The sequence below is a fragment of the Herminiimonas contaminans genome (assembly GCF_015645465.1).
In the GTDB taxonomy this organism is placed as follows: Bacteria; Pseudomonadota; Gammaproteobacteria; order Burkholderiales; family Burkholderiaceae_D; genus Oxalicibacterium; species Oxalicibacterium contaminans.
Genome location: NZ_JADOEL010000011.1, coordinates 1 through 16,610 on the forward strand (window position 1 = coordinate 1; position 16,610 = coordinate 16,610).

General features: G+C 51.9%; 17 protein-coding genes and 1 pseudogene. 11 read left to right on the forward strand and 7 right to left on the reverse strand.

What is annotated here, in order from left to right; translation table 11 throughout:
- Positions 1–125: 125 nt before the first annotated feature.
- Positions 126–434: pseudogene (locus IXC47_RS13130) on the reverse strand (MFS transporter); the annotation flags it as partial.
- Positions 435–1,013: 579 nt separating this feature from the next.
- On the opposite strand from IXC47_RS13130, the gene IXC47_RS13135 reads away from it, so the two are divergent.
- On the forward strand, positions 1,014–2,066 hold the full coding sequence (locus IXC47_RS13135) for a porin (RefSeq protein WP_195875902.1): 1,053 nt from the start codon (positions 1,014–1,016) through the stop codon (positions 2,064–2,066).
- 10 nt (positions 2,067–2,076) lie between these two features.
- On the opposite strand, the gene IXC47_RS13140 is transcribed toward IXC47_RS13135, so the two are convergent.
- Positions 2,077–2,712 (reverse strand): TetR family transcriptional regulator, encoded by a 636-nt coding sequence (locus IXC47_RS13140; RefSeq protein WP_230089553.1) that lies wholly within the window; start codon positions 2,710–2,712, stop codon positions 2,077–2,079.
- Between the two features lie 238 nt (positions 2,713–2,950).
- Here IXC47_RS13140 and IXC47_RS13145 point away from each other — a divergent pair, with 238 nt between their 5' ends.
- From IXC47_RS13145 to IXC47_RS13160, 4 genes are read left to right on the forward strand one after another with little or no spacing between them, the layout of a single operon-like run.
- On the forward strand, positions 2,951–3,979 hold the full coding sequence (locus tag IXC47_RS13145) for an aromatic ring-hydroxylating dioxygenase subunit alpha (RefSeq protein WP_195875904.1): 1,029 nt from the start codon (positions 2,951–2,953) through the stop codon (positions 3,977–3,979).
- Positions 3,976–5,028, forward strand: a complete 1,053-nt coding sequence (locus tag IXC47_RS13150) for a xylose isomerase (protein WP_195875905.1) — start codon at positions 3,976–3,978, stop codon at positions 5,026–5,028. Before IXC47_RS13145 ends, IXC47_RS13150 begins: the two co-directional genes overlap by 4 nt.
- 37 nt (positions 5,029–5,065) lie before the next feature.
- Positions 5,066–6,295, forward strand: a complete 1,230-nt coding sequence (locus IXC47_RS13155; RefSeq protein ID WP_195875906.1) for an NAD(P)/FAD-dependent oxidoreductase — start codon at positions 5,066–5,068, stop codon at positions 6,293–6,295.
- An 18-nt stretch (positions 6,296–6,313) separates the two neighbouring features.
- The gene (locus tag IXC47_RS13160; RefSeq protein WP_195875907.1) at positions 6,314–6,634 is read left to right on the forward strand and encodes a 2Fe-2S iron-sulfur cluster-binding protein; all 321 of its coding nucleotides are present in this window, start codon (positions 6,314–6,316) and stop codon (positions 6,632–6,634) included.
- Between the two features lie 18 nt (positions 6,635–6,652).
- On the opposite strand, the gene IXC47_RS13165 is transcribed toward IXC47_RS13160, so the two are convergent.
- Positions 6,653–7,267 carry a flavin reductase family protein gene (locus IXC47_RS13165; protein WP_195875908.1) on the reverse strand — a complete coding sequence of 205 codons (615 nt, stop codon included), beginning with the start codon at positions 7,265–7,267 and terminating at the stop codon, positions 6,653–6,655.
- Between the two features lie 177 nt (positions 7,268–7,444).
- Here IXC47_RS13165 and IXC47_RS13170 point away from each other — a divergent pair, with 177 nt between their 5' ends.
- The gene (locus IXC47_RS13170; RefSeq protein WP_195875909.1) at positions 7,445–7,885 is read left to right on the forward strand and encodes a MarR family winged helix-turn-helix transcriptional regulator; all 441 of its coding nucleotides are present in this window, start codon (positions 7,445–7,447) and stop codon (positions 7,883–7,885) included.
- 48 nt (positions 7,886–7,933) lie between these two features.
- Here IXC47_RS13170 and IXC47_RS13175 read toward each other — a convergent pair whose 3' ends face one another.
- Genes IXC47_RS13175 through IXC47_RS13190 form a run of 4 tightly spaced genes read right to left on the reverse strand, consistent with a single transcriptional unit; the run spans position 7,934 to position 11,269 of the window.
- Positions 7,934–8,566 (reverse strand): isochorismatase family protein, encoded by a 633-nt coding sequence (locus IXC47_RS13175; RefSeq protein ID WP_195875910.1) that lies wholly within the window; start codon positions 8,564–8,566, stop codon positions 7,934–7,936.
- A gap of 12 nt (positions 8,567–8,578) precedes the next feature.
- Complete coding sequence (locus tag IXC47_RS13180; protein WP_195875911.1) at positions 8,579–9,631, reverse strand: 2,5-dihydroxypyridine 5,6-dioxygenase; 1,053 nt, start codon at positions 9,629–9,631, stop codon at positions 8,579–8,581.
- Between the two features lie 32 nt (positions 9,632–9,663).
- Positions 9,664–10,488: an alpha/beta fold hydrolase gene (locus tag IXC47_RS13185; protein WP_195875912.1), complete on the reverse strand. Its 825-nt coding sequence runs from the start codon at positions 10,486–10,488 to the stop codon at positions 9,664–9,666.
- Between the two features lie 28 nt (positions 10,489–10,516).
- Complete coding sequence (locus IXC47_RS13190; protein ID WP_195875913.1) at positions 10,517–11,269, reverse strand: maleate cis-trans isomerase family protein; 753 nt, start codon at positions 11,267–11,269, stop codon at positions 10,517–10,519.
- 307 nt (positions 11,270–11,576) lie between these two features.
- On the opposite strand from IXC47_RS13190, the gene IXC47_RS13195 reads away from it, so the two are divergent.
- The 5 genes from IXC47_RS13195 (at position 11,577) to IXC47_RS13215 (ending at position 16,593) form a co-directional block, all read left to right on the forward strand.
- Positions 11,577–12,731, forward strand: a complete 1,155-nt coding sequence (locus IXC47_RS13195; RefSeq protein WP_195875914.1) for an FAD-dependent monooxygenase — start codon at positions 11,577–11,579, stop codon at positions 12,729–12,731.
- A gap of 261 nt (positions 12,732–12,992) precedes the next feature.
- Complete coding sequence (locus IXC47_RS13200; protein WP_195875915.1) at positions 12,993–14,522, forward strand: CYTH and CHAD domain-containing protein; 1,530 nt, start codon at positions 12,993–12,995, stop codon at positions 14,520–14,522.
- Positions 14,523–14,711: 189 nt separating this feature from the next.
- Complete coding sequence (locus IXC47_RS13205; RefSeq protein ID WP_175625821.1) at positions 14,712–15,245, forward strand: DUF3455 domain-containing protein; 534 nt, start codon at positions 14,712–14,714, stop codon at positions 15,243–15,245.
- Positions 15,245–15,895: a sigma-70 family RNA polymerase sigma factor gene (locus IXC47_RS13210; RefSeq protein ID WP_195875916.1), complete on the forward strand. Its 651-nt coding sequence runs from the start codon at positions 15,245–15,247 to the stop codon at positions 15,893–15,895. The genes IXC47_RS13205 and IXC47_RS13210 overlap by 1 nt, the downstream gene beginning before the upstream one ends.
- Complete coding sequence (locus IXC47_RS13215; protein ID WP_195875917.1) at positions 15,892–16,593, forward strand: anti-sigma factor; 702 nt, start codon at positions 15,892–15,894, stop codon at positions 16,591–16,593. Before IXC47_RS13210 ends, IXC47_RS13215 begins: the two co-directional genes overlap by 4 nt.
- Positions 16,594–16,610: the final 17 nt, after the last annotated feature.

Here is a 16,610-nt window from a genome sequence, read left to right on the forward strand (position 1 = left end):
GGCATCATTTGCCGCAGAATGGCTTCCTTGCGTTCAGCTGAGTAGCGCTTCACTATCTGTCTTTTGCTCCGCCCCCTCTATGATTTCAATAAATCAGATGACGCGACAACTATCCTGACACAGGGGGTAATCATGATGCGGGCTATCCACAGGCGCGCGCCCATTTTTTGCAAAATGATATTGCTGGGTACTTCAAACATGATGTAGCCGATAAAAAACAGGCCGGCACCCAGTGCATATATTTCCTCGCTGAAGTTGAGGTCGCCCAACATTTGCAGCTTCGCCAGGCCGACGTTGATTCGATCCAGATAGGCTGCCAGATAGCACAGGCAGAAAAATGGCACGATGCGCCAGGTTACTTTGCGATAAACATCGGCCGTCTTTTCTGAATCTGCTACCGATGTTGGTAAACCTTCCTTGTATTGGTATGACATCTCCGCTCCTCATCATTCTTGTACTTGCATAGCATTAGATTTCTTGATGTCCAAGTGTACGTTCGTTTTTACGTTAATTTTGGACTGACTTTTTTCTTGCTTCGGTGCGTCTCCTCCATCATCCCAATCAACGATTCCCCGGTTTTTCAAGGTCAGCAGATTAGGCGATTTAATTAGTGTACACACCATAAATAATAAAATAAAGAATCTTCGTTTAAATTAATTGAGTATTCGCTCAACTAATATATAAATGTATTTATGCCTTTTATACATGTGGAAATGTTGTGTATTTGTGTATGTGTGATGATGCCGCTAAAAATATAAAAGAATTCTTGCTTTGCACTTTGTTTTGATTAAATATAGCGTATACGCTATAAATTGATGTGGTTCGAAGTAGTGGGTTAGGTTCGTTCCGTGTCAGGTTCGTGCCATGGAAATGGTCTGTCGGCGTTGTTGTTTTATGGATGTGTTGAGCTTTGAGGAGTGATGTGGAAAATAATTTGGGCTAGATGCCTTAACTAAATCGCCTGGGCCTACTGTGCCTGGTCGATTCTGTTTCGCGTAAGGAGGAGGATGACTATGACTAATAAAAATATATATCGTCAATTTGTGGCGAGTGGTTTGTGTGTCGGAGCTTTGTTGCTATCCGGTAATGTGGTGGCGCAATCAGGTATTACCCTTTACGGTCAGGTTGATACCTATGTGGGTAGTGTGCAAGCGATAGGGCAGCAGAACAGGACCTCGCTGCTCGGTGGTAGTGGCGGTATGCAAACTCCGTACTGGGGTATTAAGGGGACGGAAGACCTGGGTGGTTCGCTTAAGGCTATCTTTGCACTTGAATCCTGGTACCGGCCGGATACCGGTGCCTCTGCGCGCTACAACGGCGACAATTTCTTTTCCCGTAGTGCCTATGTAGGTTTGCAGGGCAGTATGGGTACCATCAAGTTTGGACGGAATACGACGCCTTACTGGATTTCGACCGTTACTTTCAATCCCTTTGCCGGTTCCTTTGCGTTTTCACCGGCGATCTATCAAAGCTATTTCTCCAATGGGAGCGTAGCTGCACCTTTGCTGGGTGACTCCGGCTGGTCTAATTCGGTGGTGTACACCACGCCCAATATGGCGGGTTTGGTGGCGAATGCCATTTATTCCTTTGGTGAAGTGCCTGGCGATATGGGCAAGAACAAGGTAGGCGGCAACCTGTTGTATAAAAATGGTGAGCTAGGTGCCACGCTGGCATATCAACAGGTTGATTATTCCCAGGTTCCCGGCGATCTGGGAGTCGCCTTTGCCAAGCAAAAAGCACTGTTTGCAGGCCTGAGTTATGACTTCAAGGTCGTGAAATTGTTTGGTTATCTACAGCGCCTGGACAATAAGGTCAGTACCGGTGATTTGAAGCGTAATAGTGCGCAAATAGGTATTTCTGCACCGCTCGGAACAGGTTCTGTGCTGGCTTCATATGCCTATATGAAAACCAAAGGGACTATGGAAAACAACCGCAATTCCTGGGCTATAGGTTATGACTACCCACTGTCCAAGCGCACCGATTTGTATTCGGCTTATTACCGGGATTCGGTCAGTGGAATTGGCAAGGGTGACACGCTCGGTTTTGGTATTCGCCATTATTTCTGACGCGGTGCCTTCATTTGCGTACCGATTTGAAGACGATGTCGACTATGTGTTCACCCCACTGGCTGCATTCTTCGGGTGCCATCAGATTTTTATCGAGGAAGGCACTCAGGGTATAGCGATTGGAGACGTAAAAATAGCCGAGGCTCATGATTGAAATATAGAGATTCACCACATCGATATCGGCGCGGAAGAGTTTTTTTCTGACGCCGCTATTGATAGTGGTTTGGAGGATTTCGATGGCGGGTGAAAAAAGTTGATTTAGTGACTGGATTTTCTTTAGGTGTTTGCCTTTGTGCAGGTTTTCGGTGTTGAGCAGGATGATGAGTTCGGGATGGTTTTGGTAATAGTCCCAGATGAACAGGATGATGGCGCGCAAGGCTTCTTCCGGTTTGTCGAAGTTGAGTTCCAGCGCCTGTTCTGCTTCGATCAGTTTGCGATAGGCGTTTTCCAGTACCAGCGAGAAGAGTTTGTCTTTGCTGCCGAAGTGGTAGTAGATCAGGCTTTCGTAACATTTCGCCTGTTTGGAGATGCGTTCAACCGTGGCCCCGGTATAGCCTTTTTGTGCAAAGGTGAGTTCGGCGGCCTCGAGAATCGCGTCTCGTGTTGTTTGGGTTTTTCTGGGCCGTGGCTTGCGTGTGGAGGGCATGCTTTCTTCGGCCGATCGTGAAGAGGCTGAATGAATTTTTTTCATTGAAAGTCCGTTGATTGCGGTGCCCGGAAAGGGCGTATGCATTTCACATGATTTTGTATTTTGCCATCATACCCCAGATAAATGTTTGCTTCGTGTAAGGCTTTTTACACTCTGGGGATGTTTTCAAATTTTATTGAAATTGAGTGTTTGCTCAATTAATATTGAGCAAACACTCAAATATGAGGAGACAACAATGAGTAACTACGTATTGGATACCTGGTACCCGATTGCCTGGTCGCGGGATATTTCGCGAACACTGAGTGCACGCAAGATCGTGGAACAGGAAGTGGTGCTGTTTCGCACCGAGGCAGGCGGCGTGGTGGCAATGGAAGATGCCTGCCCACATCGTCTTTTGCCTTTGTCCATGGGCAAGCTCAAGGGTGATGCTATTGAATGCGGTTACCACGGCATGACCTATGACTGCTCAGGCAAATGCGTGCGCGTACCCGGACAGGAGATTGTTCCGCCCAGTGCAATCGTAAAAACATATCCGACCCATGAAAACATGGGCCTGGTATGGATCTGGATGGGCAATCCGACCCTGGCAGATAAAAGCAAGGTCTTCGACCTGCCGCAATATCATGATCCGGCCTGGAGCAGCGCCGAAGGCGACGCACTGGAGATCAAGGCGAATTACCTGAGCCTGGCCGACAATCTGTGCGATCCGGCACACGTCAGCTTCGTGCATCTCAGTACCTTGGGCAATGCGGCCAGTGAAGACATTCCTGTCATGCACGAAGAGCAGGATGGAAAAATGCTGACCTGGCGCTGGATTATCGACGCACCGCCGATTCCGATTTTCAAAAAGTATGGCAATTTCAAGGGCAATGTCGATCGCTGGCACTACTACCATTACTACGCGCCCAGCATAGCGATTATCGATTTCGGCAGTGCCGATACAGGCACCGGTGCACCTGAAGGGCGCCGCGATAACTGCATGCAAATTTATGCCTGTCACTTCATGACGCCGGTCGACCAGGAAACGTCTATCGATCATTGGCTGCATGTCAAAAACTTTCCGGCCGACAGCACCTTGAATGCCGCCTTGTCAGCCGAGTTCCGGATTGCCTTTGCCGAGGATAAGGCAATTCTGGAGGCGATCCAGCGTAATGAAACGAGGCTGGCTACTCGCAAGACAATCAAGATTGCGATTGATGCAGCGCCGCGTCGCATGCGTCGTATGGTAGATGGCATGGTGGAAAAAGAGGTGCCTGCAACATGAACGCTGTAAGTCCAAAAATGCCATTCCTGCTGGGCTGTAATGGGCGCGGGGTGCAGCGTTCTTCGCTGCAGCAGCCGATTTCGTTGAATGAGTTGCCGATCCATGAGCAATTCAGATTGGTCAAGGAGTCCGGAGTTTTTGATTACTTTGATCGCATTCCGCTGCGTAGCAATTTTGACGATTACGTTCGGGCCATTGAAGAATTTTCCTTGCCGGTGCATAGCGCGAGCTGGTTCTATCGCCTGGGTGCGGATGAGGGTTTATTGATCGATAACCTGAAAATCTGCAAGGAAATCGGTGCGGCATGTCACAACATCATGACCTTTACACATCATCAGGATGGCCATGTGCTGACAGATGGTGAAATCGTGGATCACTACCTGCAGGTGTATGACCTTGGGATGGCTTTGGGTGTAGAGCCGAGCTTTGAGCTGCACGTGAATATGTGGACCGAAGAATTTCTTCGTGTCGCGACAATTGCCGGAATGGTGAAGGAGCGCGGGATTCCATTCAATTTCACGCTGGATTACAGTCACGTCAATTTCAAAATCAATCAGCCGGCGGAGCTGGCATTGTCCGGCGTACAGGAATTGGTTGAGCAAGGAAGATTGATTCTGGATCCGTTCGAGCCGGGTTCACTCTGCGAGCAATGGCTGAATATGAATATCGTCAAATGGACGCAATTGCGCACGGTGGCACCGAATCAACCGGCAAATTTATGGCATCGTAATGAAGATGGCAGTTTCGCCCGAGGTATTCAATATCCGATCATTAAGCCGCAAACCGGTGAATGGCATTCACCGTGGAATGCCTACTTGCTGGAGCCTTCGAAAGAAGCGATCCGCAAGGTCTTGCGCTATCACATTACGCATCCGGAAAGTCCGCTCAAGTACATTACCACCGAGATGATTAATCTGCCCGATTACGGCTTGGGCGCGAAGTACGACCTGTTCGAACAAAACGTTGCAGCGGCTCGTTTCATTCGTGCCGCCTGGGATGAGACCGTGGCCTTGCACAAGGCCGGCTTATTGGTTGGCTCCGGCATCTGAGCCGCAAAACAAATAAAAAATCCTGAGGATGCGAGAGATGCAGAACACATCGCAACATGTAGTGATTATCGGGGCCGGTCATGGTGGCGGCAATATGGCCGCCTTGTTGCGCCAATATGGGCATACGGGGCCAATTACCCTGGTTGGCGAAGAATCCGTGCCACCTTACCAGCGACCACCATTGTCCAAGGCCTGGCTGAAAGAACAGCTGGAAATGGAAGACCTTTTCCTCAAATCGGAAAAATTCTATAGCGACAATCAGATCACATTGCGACTCAATAGCAAGGTGACAGAAATCATGCATGAGCAAAAAGCGATTCGGCTGGCTCATGATGAAGTGCTGACTTATGAGCATTTGATTATCGCCACCGGCGCCCGTGCCCGCATGTTGCAAATACCAGGGCATGAACTGGATGGCATTCTGTATCTACGCGATGTCGGGCATGCGCATCGTTTGAAACAGGCATTGGCTTCCGCCCGTCGCATAGGCATCATCGGTGGCGGTTATGTCGGACTGGAAGTGGCTGCCTCGGCGCGTGCACTGGGCGTGGAAGTGACAGTGATAGAACGCGAATCCAGGTTGCTGGCGCGCGTCGCATCCAGGGAAATCGCCGGCTTCTATAAGGAGCTGCATGAGAAGCAAGGCGTGGAATTTCACTTTGATAAAGAGATCACTGCCTTTGACGGAAAAGCCGGCAAGGTCAGCGGCGTGGTTCTGGCCGACGCTACGGTTGTGGATTGCGATTTGCTGCTGGTAGGGATAGGTGCCATTCCAAATGATGATCTGGCGCGTGCCGCCGGTATCAAATGCCAGAATGGCGTGCTGGTCGACCTGGATGGCAGGACCAGTGTGCCGGATGTCTTTGCGATTGGTGATGTCACCATGCGTCCTTTGCCGTTCTATGACCGTTTGTGTCGCCTCGAAAGTATTCCGAATGCGATGGAACAAGCCAAACGAGCAGCTGGTGCAATCAGCGGCCGTCCGGCCCCGGCCGATGAATTACCATGGTTCTGGTCTGATCAGTACGACGTCAAGCTGCAGATCGCCGGCATGCCTTTTGATGTTGATCAGGTGGTGATGCGTGGCAGCCTGGAGTCGGGACGCTGCACAGTATTTCATTTGTGCGGTGATCGCATACGGGCAGCGGAAGTATTAAATTCCCCATCCGATTTTCTGGCCGCGAAAAAGCTGATTGCGGCAGGCAGTGTTATCAAAGTCAGCCAGCTAAGCGATCCCGGTATTCCTGTGATGTCGGCGATTGCTTAATGATTATTGGGAGGGAAAATGGCGAACATTACATACATAGAGCATAGTGGTGCCAGTCACGTGGTTGAAGTTGAGGCTGGCTGGAGCGTCATGAAAGGTGCAGTACGCAATGGCATACCGGGGATTGAGGCGGAGTGCGGCGGCGCACTCGTTTGCGGTACCTGTCATGTCTATGTCGACGAACAGTGGCTGGCGCGGACCACGCCGCCGGAAGATGCAGAAAAAGAATTGCTGGAATCGGTCAGCGCACCTTGCGGCAATTCACGCCTGTCTTGTCAGATGCTTGTTAGTCCTGAATTGGATGGCTTGATTGTGCGTATGCCCGAAGCTCAGGGTTGATTCTCTGCTGTGGTTACATTATTCAGGTCGGTACAATTCGAAATTGCCACTGGAGATGGTTTGCCCGTACCAGTCGCCACCCAAACGGGAAATCAGGTTCAGTTTGTCGTTTGCCAGCTTGCCATCCATCGCGATGAGTTCTTCTTCGATATGCATGGCAAGCACCTGGCCCAGAATGATATGACAGGATGGCGCGTCCGGTGGATAAGGGTGCATAGCCGTCATCCTGCATTCAAAACTGACCGGCGAGTTGGCCACGCGCTTGGGCTTGACCAAAACACTGTTTGTGTTTGCAATATCGCAAAGCGCAAACTCGTCAATTTCCGCAGCAAAGCTTCCTGATGTCTGGTTCATCGAGACAGCTTGTTCCAGGCTGACCAGGTTCACTACAAATTCTCCCGTAGCCTGAATATTGTTAACGGTATCCTTCAGACGGCCATCCCTTTGCACTAGTGGGGAAATCATCAGCGTCGGCGGCTTGCCCGTGATCATTTGAAAGAAGCTGAATGGAGCCAGATTGGCCGCGCCGTCTTTATTAAGAGTAGAGACCCAGGCAATCGGGCGCGGTGTAATCGTGGACGACATCCAGCGATAAGCGTCGCTTGCCGTCAATTTGGCGAAATCGAGGAACATGGTTTGCTTTCGTTCTGTGGTGAAGACGCTCCGTTGTTGGCTGCTACGGCCAAATTGCCGAATAGCGTAGACTAGGGCGTGCCGGGTCTTTCAAATCATCAGTACTTGCATCATACTTTGACATTGCTTTTCACAACTGTCACTTTCAACCACGAAGCAAAAGATCGATATCGCATAATGGATCAAACCAAAGCCACTTCTGACTATCACTTTGCAGACCAGATCGGTCATCTGCTGCGGCGCGCTTACCAGCGCCATACGGCGATTTTCCAACAGCATATTTCAGATTCACAACTTACGGCTGCACAGTTTGTCAGCTTGTGTGCTATCAGGGATCATGGCACATGCTCGCTGAGTGACATCGTGAAGGTGACGGCAATCGATCAGGCCACCATACGCGGCATTATTGAACGCCTGAAGGCCAGGAAGTTGATTGTGTTATCGCACGATACGGAAGACCGCAGGAAGGTATTGGTCACATTGAGTGCAAGTGGCGCGAGCCTGGTCGGTGCGTCGGTTGCGCTGGCCGCCGATATTACAGAGGCGACTTACGGCAAGTTGAATGCGGCAGAACGTGTGGCGCTGACCTTTCTGTTGCGGAAGATGATAGACGAATGAGGTGAAACAGGGCGGCCATGCCGCCCTGTTGTATTTGCATTGAAAATATCAGCTGCACAGGCCGGCGGTAGTAGCTTGCAGGGCGGCTTTGAGCGGCATCACTGAAGCATATTTCTGCGCCATATCGAACAGGTTTGCATCATGCGGTGCAATCGCCCTGTCACCCACGCAATCCGAGACTACCAGTGGTCGAAAGCCCCATGACATGGCATCGACGACACTGGCGCGCACGCAACCGCTGGTGACGGCACCGGCCACCAGCAGTGTCTGTACGCCATGCTGCGTCAACCAGGGTGCAAGTGAGGTGCCGAAGAAGGCCGAGGGGACGGTCTTGCGCACTATTAGTTCACCAGCTGTCGGTTTCAGTTCAGGAACGATGGCGCTGGCAGGTGCGTCTTCGGTCAGACTTACCAGACTGGGTACCTTGAGTCCAAAAATATTGTTATCCGCTGCATCGTCGGAAAATACAATGCGGCTATGCGCGACCGGCCAGCCTTGTTGGCGCGCATGGGCAAGTAAGTCTTTAGTTTGTTTAATGGCGGACTGGATATTGCCACCTCCGAATACCTGCGGGTCGGCGAAGCCGTTCACAAAATCGACAATCAATAAGCCGAACGGGGCCTTGATTTCCAAAGCCTGGCCAAAGCCCTGTCGTTCGTAAGTCGTGATTTCCTTATGCATGATGACTCCTGTTCAAGCCAGCGTGTATTGAAAGTTATCCAGCACTTTTCCCTCTTGTACGACGGGCTTGCCGTCCAGCATGACGGTGCAGTGGCGTAATGGGATATCGATGTGGCAGGCGGTCGCGCGCTTACCGCCAGCTTCGTTGTTCGGGCCAAACGAAAACAGGAAATTGCCTTCATAGGCGCGTGCATCCATACCTATCGTGGCTTCCCTGTCATACATTGCCAGCGTGGACCAATGTGCCCGCGGCTGCAGTCCCCAGCCTATATGCGACATGGCGTAGGCATCAGGATCCTTGAATGACGCCATATATTCATTCAGCAGTTCGGCATCCAGCGCGCCGTCTATCTTGGTGACGAAGCCGTCCTTTACCGTCACATGTATCGCTTCCTGCACATAGCTCTTCATCGGCAACAAGATATCGCCGCGAGCTATGACGATCGTGCCTTGGGTGGCAAGCTCATTCGGCCAGGTCAGGACAAAGCCGCTGGGCCAGTGATCCCAGCGTCCGGGCTGATCGACGAAACCGTATTCTTGAATGACAGGAAAATCGCCGAGAGGGCAACGCAAGTCTGTTCCTGCATCCGAGACGATATGCATTTCCCTGGCTTGTGTCATGAGCGCCGCTGCGGCGGCCACCCGTTTTTTGTCGTCCGGCTTCGGTGTCAGGCGTACCAATACTTCGGGCGGTTCCACTGCCAGCAGGATCTTGGCACCGGATTTGAGTATGTCGTGCTGTTCCGGAGAAAAGAGCAGGGTCATCAAGTCCAGGACCAAATCACTTTCCTTCAAAGCGGCGATGGCTGCCTTGTTGCCGGTCAGTGGCGTTGTCCCGAGGTAAGCGAGCGAATCTCGACTCAAGGCTTTTTCACCGTTGACGGGTGGCAGGTCAAGGCGGTTGACTACCGCCCCCAGCATGCCGGCCGCGATGAGTGCGGTCGATAAGGTTTGCGGGTGTGTTGTTGCACTGGTCAATACGGTTACGGTCTGGCCGGGTTCCAGTTTCGAGAGCGTAAGGACTTTCTTCCATGCCTCGATTAAATCGTGATCACTGACTGCCATGGCATTTCCTTTGCAATGATGAGTGTAGGTGCTTAAAACCTGGTGCCGAGAAAGTCGCCAAATGCTGCGTAGAAACCGCTTTCGTCATCCCACGGAATCATGTGGCCGGCATTCTGTACGTGGGCGACCTTGACTTGTGGCATGAGGCTGCAGATTTCTTCGATGTCCTGCGGCATCAGGACATTGCCGCGACCCGCGACGATGAGTAAGGACGGTATCTTGATATGCGGAAGGTCCTGGTGGATGTCATCAGAATGAAAGCCATTAAAGCTTTCAATGACGGCGCGTTCATCGCAGGTATGCAGCCATTCGGCGCGCAGCTGTAATTGCTCCTGGCTCCAGCTGGGACAAAAAGTGCGCATCTGTTCGACTGAACATCCTTCGCGCGCGTAGCGCATCGAGTCGACATACCAGGCCAGTTGCGACGGGTAGGCGCGCCGGCCGGGACCGGATACCGGTGGGTCTATCATGACCAGTGACGTCAGTCCTGTTGCTTGGGTGCGCGCGGCGCGTATGCCGATGCGGCCGCCCATCGAATGGCCGACTATCGCATAGTTCCGAAGCCCGAGTGCCTTCGCAAATTCAATCACGTCTGTGGCCTGGGTCTCGAGGCTGTAATCCAGCTCTGCATTGGCCGAAGAGAGCCCGCGTCCCCTGACATCCAGGATGTAAGTATCAAAGTATTGACCCAAGCGCTCGCCGACAAAGCCCCAGGTGATGGCGGGACTGGTAATGCCGGGAATGATGATGATTGCATCGCGCTCGGCGCGTGCTCCCAGCTTGCCGCCATATCGGAGATAGTGTTGCCGTATGCCGTTGGCCTGGATATGGGCACCGTATAAAAAGGTAGTCGTCATGATGTCTGATGTCGCCTGGATAAGTGGTTTAGTAAGCGCCGGAGAGTAGGGCGCCGGCACCGGGCACGATAGGTTCGAGGTTCAGACGCTTGAGCATTGCGTAAGTCGTTGCCACCGCAGCTGTAATGACAGGTTTGCCGGTCATGGCTTCGACTTGTGCGATCACTGGTAACGATGGCATTTGCACGCATGCGGATAAAACAATCGCATCGACATTCGAGGTATCCATCTGGGCCACGATGGCGGGAAGGAGGGCGGGGTCGTGGCGTCCGACTTCCAGGTTGTCCGGGATTTCGAGGGCGCGATAATCAGCCACTTCATAGCCTTCATGGCGGATATAGTCGACGACCAGTTCGGTCAATGGCTTCATGTAAGGTGCAACCACGACGATCTTCTTTGCGCCGATTACTTTCAACGCATCAATCAAGGCGCCGGCACTGGTAACGACAGGCGCATCCGCGCCATTGGCTGCAGTGTGTGCGGTCAGTCTTTGCTCGGATTGACGGTGGTAGCCACGCCCCATTGCCATGATCGCCACCAGGCAGGCATATCCCAGTACATCCACGCGCGCATCGCTTAGCTCAAGCGCGCAACGATCAGACTCGGCGTCCATTGCTGCGAGCTCCTCTTTTACTACCTTCTTCATGCGCATACGGCTGGAATGAAAGGTGAATTTTTCTGGCCGTATCATTTGGCGTGCCATCAGCATCGCCGGTATTTCAGTCTCCATCGTGGTGTTTGAGCTGGGCACGATTTGTCCGATACGAAATTTATTTTGCATTTTTATGATCTCCAAGGTATTTGAAAGTGCTGCTGATTGATGCGGATTAAATAGCGTGTACATTATAATTAATCATTTCAATCCACTTTGCAAGTTCAGAATTTATCCAGCGGAAAATTATTGGAATGATCGTTTTATTTCAGTACTTATATAGGATAGATGTATTTATTAATGCTTTTATATATTTCCTTTGTGCAATGTATTTGAATTATTAAAAATCGTGTTTACATCCAATAATACAGTGTATACACTATTTATGGCTGGGGCGTTTTACTTCGGTCAACAGAACACAACAAGGAGAGAGATCGTGCAAAAGAAGCCGAGAATTGCTGTTATTGGTGCGGGTTTGGGTGGCGCTGCTGCAGCCGCGTTATTGGAACAGGCTGGATTCAATGTGCGCGTATATGAGCAAGCTCCGGCATTCTCGCGTTTGGGCGCGGGTATTCATTTGGGGCCAAACGTAATGAAGGTGATGCGTAGTATCGGCATCGAAGATGAGCTCAACAGAACCGGTTCACATCCGGATTACTGGTATAGCCGTGACTGGAAGACCGGCGAAATCATTGCGCAGATTCCCTTGGGGGATTACGCCTTGTCGCACTATGGATCCAGTTATTTAACGGTCCATCGCGGCGATTTCCATAGCCTGATGATAGATGCGATACCGGATCACATCCTCTCGTTCAATAAGCGCTTGAACAAAGTGGAAGATCTGGGCGATGTGGTGCGCCTGCATTTCACGGATGGTACAAGCGAAGAGGCGGATATCGTGATTGGTGCGGATGGCGTCAATTCGAAGATCCGTGATCATCTGCTCAGTGCGGAACCGCCCAAGTACACCGGCTATGTTGGTCATCGTGCCGTATTCCCGATCAGCGCGGTCAAGGGTTTCACCCATGATTTATGTACCAAGTGGTGGTCGGATGACCGGCATATGATGGTGTACTTTGTGACACAAAAGAAAGATGAAATCTATTACGTGACAGGTGTGCCCGAGGCGAGTTGGGATATGTCCAAGAGCTGGGTACCAAGCAGCAGGGAAGAAATGCTGGGCGCGTTTGATGGCTGGCATACAGGTGTGCAATCGCTGATAGAAGCGAGCGAAAACGTCACTAAATGGCCGTTGCTGGAGCGCGATCCCTTGCCTTTGTGGAGTCGCGGACGTCTGGTCTTGTTGGGGGATGCATGTCACCCGATGAAACCGCATATGGCACAAGGTGCAGCGATGGCAATTGAAGATGCCGCCATGCTGGTGCGCTGTTTCAAGGAAGTCGGAATAGACGATCATCAAACGGCGTTTGCCCTGTATGAAGCAAACCGTACTGCGCGCGCCAGCAAGGTGCAACTGGTGTCGCACAATAACACCTGGCTGCGGACCAATGAAAATCCGGACTGGTGCTTTGCTTATGATGTCTTTAATGTGCCGCTGGTCGAGCCTTCATCGGTTCTTGGTGCTGCGTAGTCAGTCATTCACAAATTTTCATGTGTTAGCGAAAAAGGGGCAGCCGAAAAGGTGCCCCTTTTTTCTTGCCGACGGCTCTTTGCGTTCCTATTTGTAGCTTGAATATGACAGTTCGATGACGCAATGCCGGGGTCGATTGATGATTTCATTCAGTTGCACAAAAATTTGAACTATTTATGCTGTGTACTTACCTAATTCATCCGCCGGAAAAAATCGAAACGCTTAATATAGTCATTAAGTAGCGAACGAAAGTGGGATGAGATGGAAGTCGAACTGAAATTATTGATACGGCCGCAAGATATCCAGTCTTTCAAGAAGCATGTCTTGATCAGGAAATACGCGCAGGGCGCTCCGGTCGAGCAGAATCAGCTGGATATTTATTTCGATACCGATGATCACGATTTGAAACAATGCGCTGCGGGTCTACGGGTACGGCAAGTCGGTAAAGCCTGGACGCAAACATTGAAGGCCGGTGGGAGCGTCGTCAACGGCTTGCATCAGCGGCATGAATGGGAATCGGTGGTGCATCGTGCCGAACCGGATCTGTATGCATTGCGCAAGATGATAGACGTGCGTGGTGCATGGGATCACTTGCTTGCATCACCGAAATTCGCAGCACGCTTGCGTCCCATCTTTACGACCACGGTGAGCAGGACGATCTGGCAATTGCAGCTGTCCAACGGCAGCGAAATCGAGTGCGTGCTGGACCAGGGCAATATCAGCCATGCAGATCGCAATGACGCGGTCAGCGAAGTTGAGCTGGAACTGAAGTCGGGCAAAGCATCGCATCTGTTCGGGTTTGCTCTGGAGTTGCTGAAGAAAGTACCGTTACGCATAGAGAATCTCAGTAAGGCCGAGCGCGGATATATTTTGCACGCGCAGGAGAAGCCGGGTGCGGTGAAAGCTGAGAGTTTGCGGTTGTCGAAGAATATGACGATGAACCAGGCTTTCGCCACTATCGTCGAAAATTGTTTGCGTCAGGTGCAGGCAAATGCGCCCGGTGTGATCGCAGCAGATAGCATGGAAAGCCTGCATCAGATGCGCATAGGGCTGCGCAGATTGCGCTCCGCTCTGAAGCTATTCCAGGAATTGATTACGCTGCCGGAAGACCTAAAGGAGGAGCTGGAATGGTTGTCCGATGCCATCAGTGCCGCGCGTGACTGGGATGTGCTGGCGACGAAGACGCTGGCAACGATCAGGACTGATGCGGTGGATGACGAGCTGGACGAGGTCAGGCAGGCGGCTTTGGCAAAAGCAGTGCTGCTGCATCAGGTTGCCGCCTCGGCCGTTGACTCGGTACGCTACACACGTCTGATACTGAGTCTTGCGCATTGGTTGCAAGATGGGGCATGGCGTGAATCGCTGCCACCGCTCAAGGGTAAGGATTTGCGTAAACGCCTGAAAATGTTTTCGCAGGACATGCTGGAGAAAGACCAGCAGCGCCTGAAGAAGCGTGGCCGCCAGTTGAAAGATGCAGATGCGAAAACACGCCACCGAGTACGTATAGCGGCGAAGAAGATGCGTTACGACACCGAATTCTTTCAGTCGCTGTATCCATCGCGTGAAACGAAAGAATACGTCGCTGCATTGGCTGATTTGCAGGATGGTTTGGGCAGCCTGAATGATATCGCGGTAGGTGATGAGTTGTTGTCGCAGATCGAGAAAGATCAATCTGAACTGACCGGCATCACCGGCTTTATCCGTGGCTATCTTGCCGCTCGTGCGGCGGAAGACGAGTGCAAGGTCAAGAAGTTGTGGAAGAAGTTTAAGGCCAAGCAGTTTCCTGAGTGAAATGCGGCAGCGTGCATGGCCTGATCTGGCCACGAGACGTCAGATTGGGTAACTAAAATAATTAAAAATATATTTTTCTGAACCTGCCTCCAAAACGGTTTCCCGTGGGTAGTACCTGTATCAACCGGATTATTGCAGTGGCGATAGTTCCTGTTGGTCACACTTATCCACTACAAAAAGGAAACCATCATGAATAAGCTCCATTCCGTTGTCGTCCTGGCCGGTTTTGCCGCATTCTCCAGTGCATGGGCAGCCCCATTTACGCAAGATGCACTCCCTGCCGCAGTGCAGGTTCCTGCTGGTAATCATGTAGCGATGGAAACCGTCGGTGCCGGTACCATCACCTATGAATGCAAAGTTAAAAAAGACACGATGGACCAGCATGAATGGGTATTTGTCGGTCCTGATGCCGTGTTGTCCGATCGCAGCGGCAAAGCAGTAGGCAAATACTTCGGTCCACCAGCAACCTGGGAAAGCAATGATGGTTCGAAAATCACCGCAACCCAGCTGGCAGTCGCACCAGGCGGCACTGGCAACATCCCGCTGCAACTGGTCAAGGCCAACCCTGCCATGGGTAACGGCGCGATGAACGGCGTGACCTTCATCCAGCGCGTAGCGACCAAAGGCGGTGTGGCACCAGCTTCGGCTTGCGCAGCAGGCAACCTGGGCGCGAAGGAAATCGTCAAGTACCAGGCTGACTACATCTTCTGGAAAGCTATGTAATGACAAGCTTGCCCGTCACAATTGTCGGCGGGCAAGCTTGCAGCAGTTATAATCGGCTGACACGACTGTTAGCAGCCGATTACTTACTGGCGTATCTATCCTTGAACGAAGACTCCTTTGATTACGATGCCGCCTTGCGGGCTTGTGCCCGCGGTGAGCAAGAGGCACTACAACAGATCTACCGGCAGGACGGACCACGTCTGCTGGGTGTCGCGTTGCGCATAGTGCGGCAACGTGCATTGGCTGAAGATGTGTTGCATGACGCCTTCGTCAATATCTGGCGCAAGGCCGGCAGCTTTGATGCAGCACGCGGTGCCGGGCGTGGCTGGATACACAGCATAGTGCGACACCAAGCATTGAATCTGATGCGTGATCGCCAGCAGGAGATATATACCGATGAAGATACGGTAGAAGCACTGGATGCGCAGCAGGGTGAGCATGCACATGATTCGTTTGAAACGCATGTCAATCTCGGCAAGCTGGATGACTGCCTGTCGCATCTGGATCACGCCAAACGCAGCAGCCTCTTGTATGCCTATGTTGACGGCTGTAGTCATCGCGAAATTGCAGAGCGGATGAAGTCGCCGGTAGGTTCAGTCAAGGCGTGGATTAAACGGGGTTTGTTGGCCTTACGGGAGTGCATGGGATGAATGAATCGGATGAGGAGTTGCAGCAGCTCGCCGGTGAATACGTACTCGGCACGCTGAATGCTGCGCAACGCAGGGATGTCGAAGCTCGTCTGTCACGGGACGACGCATTGCGTCACGCCGTCGAACAATGGGAGCGACGTCTGATGCCACTCACCGCGATCCCTGAACCACAGGAATTACCACCACAGCTATGGCCGCGTATCGCAGCCAGCATCCGTCCCGCGACACGCGCGCTGGAATCCGGCTGGGCCGGTTTATGGAATAACGTACGTTTGTGGCGCTTCCTGAGTGCCGGCAGCATGGCCGCTGCCGTTTTGTTGGCAGTGCTAATGGTGACGCGTCCGGTTGCGACTGAAACCAAATTCATGGTGGTGCTGGTCGATCCGAAAGCACAGACACCGGGCTGGATCGTACAAGCCAAGCTGGGACAACAATTACAGTTGCAACCATTGGGCAAGGAAGAAGTTCCGGCTAACAAGTCGCTGCAATTCTGGACCAAGGGTGATGGCTGGAATGGCCCGGTCTCGCTGGGTCTGGTCAGCCCGGGCAAGGATGCGACTTATACATTGGATCATTTGCCGCCTATGCAGGAGAACCAGCTGTTTGAAATCACACTGGAACCGGAAGCCGGTTCACCTATCGGTCGTCCGACCGGACCTATCCTCTACATAGGTCGCGCCGTCAAACTGACGACTTAAAAAAAACAGGCGGCCTG

Bases quoted from the DNA above. Each gene is read 5' to 3' on its own strand.
- IXC47_RS13175 (WP_195875910.1), bottom strand. From the start codon at position 8,566: ATGCATAAGGAAATCACGACTTACGAACGACAGGGCTTTGGCCAGGCT.
- IXC47_RS13145 (WP_195875904.1), top strand. From the start codon at position 2,951: ATGAGTAACTACGTATTGGATACCTGGTACCCGATTGCCTGGTCGCGG.
- IXC47_RS13155 (WP_195875906.1), top strand. From the start codon at position 5,066: ATGCAGAACACATCGCAACATGTAGTGATTATCGGGGCCGGTCATGGT.
- IXC47_RS13190 (WP_195875913.1), bottom strand. From the start codon at position 11,269: ATGCAAAATAAATTTCGTATCGGACAAATCGTGCCCAGCTCAAACACC.
- IXC47_RS13140 (WP_230089553.1), bottom strand. From the start codon at position 2,712: ATGCCCTCCACACGCAAGCCACGGCCCAGAAAAACCCAAACAACACGA.
- IXC47_RS13160 (WP_195875907.1), top strand. From the start codon at position 6,314: ATGGCGAACATTACATACATAGAGCATAGTGGTGCCAGTCACGTGGTT.
- IXC47_RS13200 (WP_195875915.1), top strand. From the start codon at position 12,993: ATGGAAGTCGAACTGAAATTATTGATACGGCCGCAAGATATCCAGTCT.
- IXC47_RS13170 (WP_195875909.1), top strand. From the start codon at position 7,445: ATGGATCAAACCAAAGCCACTTCTGACTATCACTTTGCAGACCAGATC.
- IXC47_RS13185 (WP_195875912.1), bottom strand. From the start codon at position 10,488: ATGACGACTACCTTTTTATACGGTGCCCATATCCAGGCCAACGGCATA.
- IXC47_RS13205 (WP_175625821.1), top strand. From the start codon at position 14,712: ATGAATAAGCTCCATTCCGTTGTCGTCCTGGCCGGTTTTGCCGCATTC.
- IXC47_RS13210 (WP_195875916.1), top strand. From the start codon at position 15,245: ATGACAAGCTTGCCCGTCACAATTGTCGGCGGGCAAGCTTGCAGCAGT.
- IXC47_RS13215 (WP_195875917.1), top strand. From the start codon at position 15,892: ATGAATGAATCGGATGAGGAGTTGCAGCAGCTCGCCGGTGAATACGTA.
- IXC47_RS13165 (WP_195875908.1), bottom strand. From the start codon at position 7,267: ATGTTCCTCGATTTCGCCAAATTGACGGCAAGCGACGCTTATCGCTGG.
- IXC47_RS13150 (WP_195875905.1), top strand. From the start codon at position 3,976: ATGAACGCTGTAAGTCCAAAAATGCCATTCCTGCTGGGCTGTAATGGG.
- IXC47_RS13180 (WP_195875911.1), bottom strand. From the start codon at position 9,631: ATGGCAGTCAGTGATCACGATTTAATCGAGGCATGGAAGAAAGTCCTT.
- IXC47_RS13135 (WP_195875902.1), top strand. From the start codon at position 1,014: ATGACTAATAAAAATATATATCGTCAATTTGTGGCGAGTGGTTTGTGT.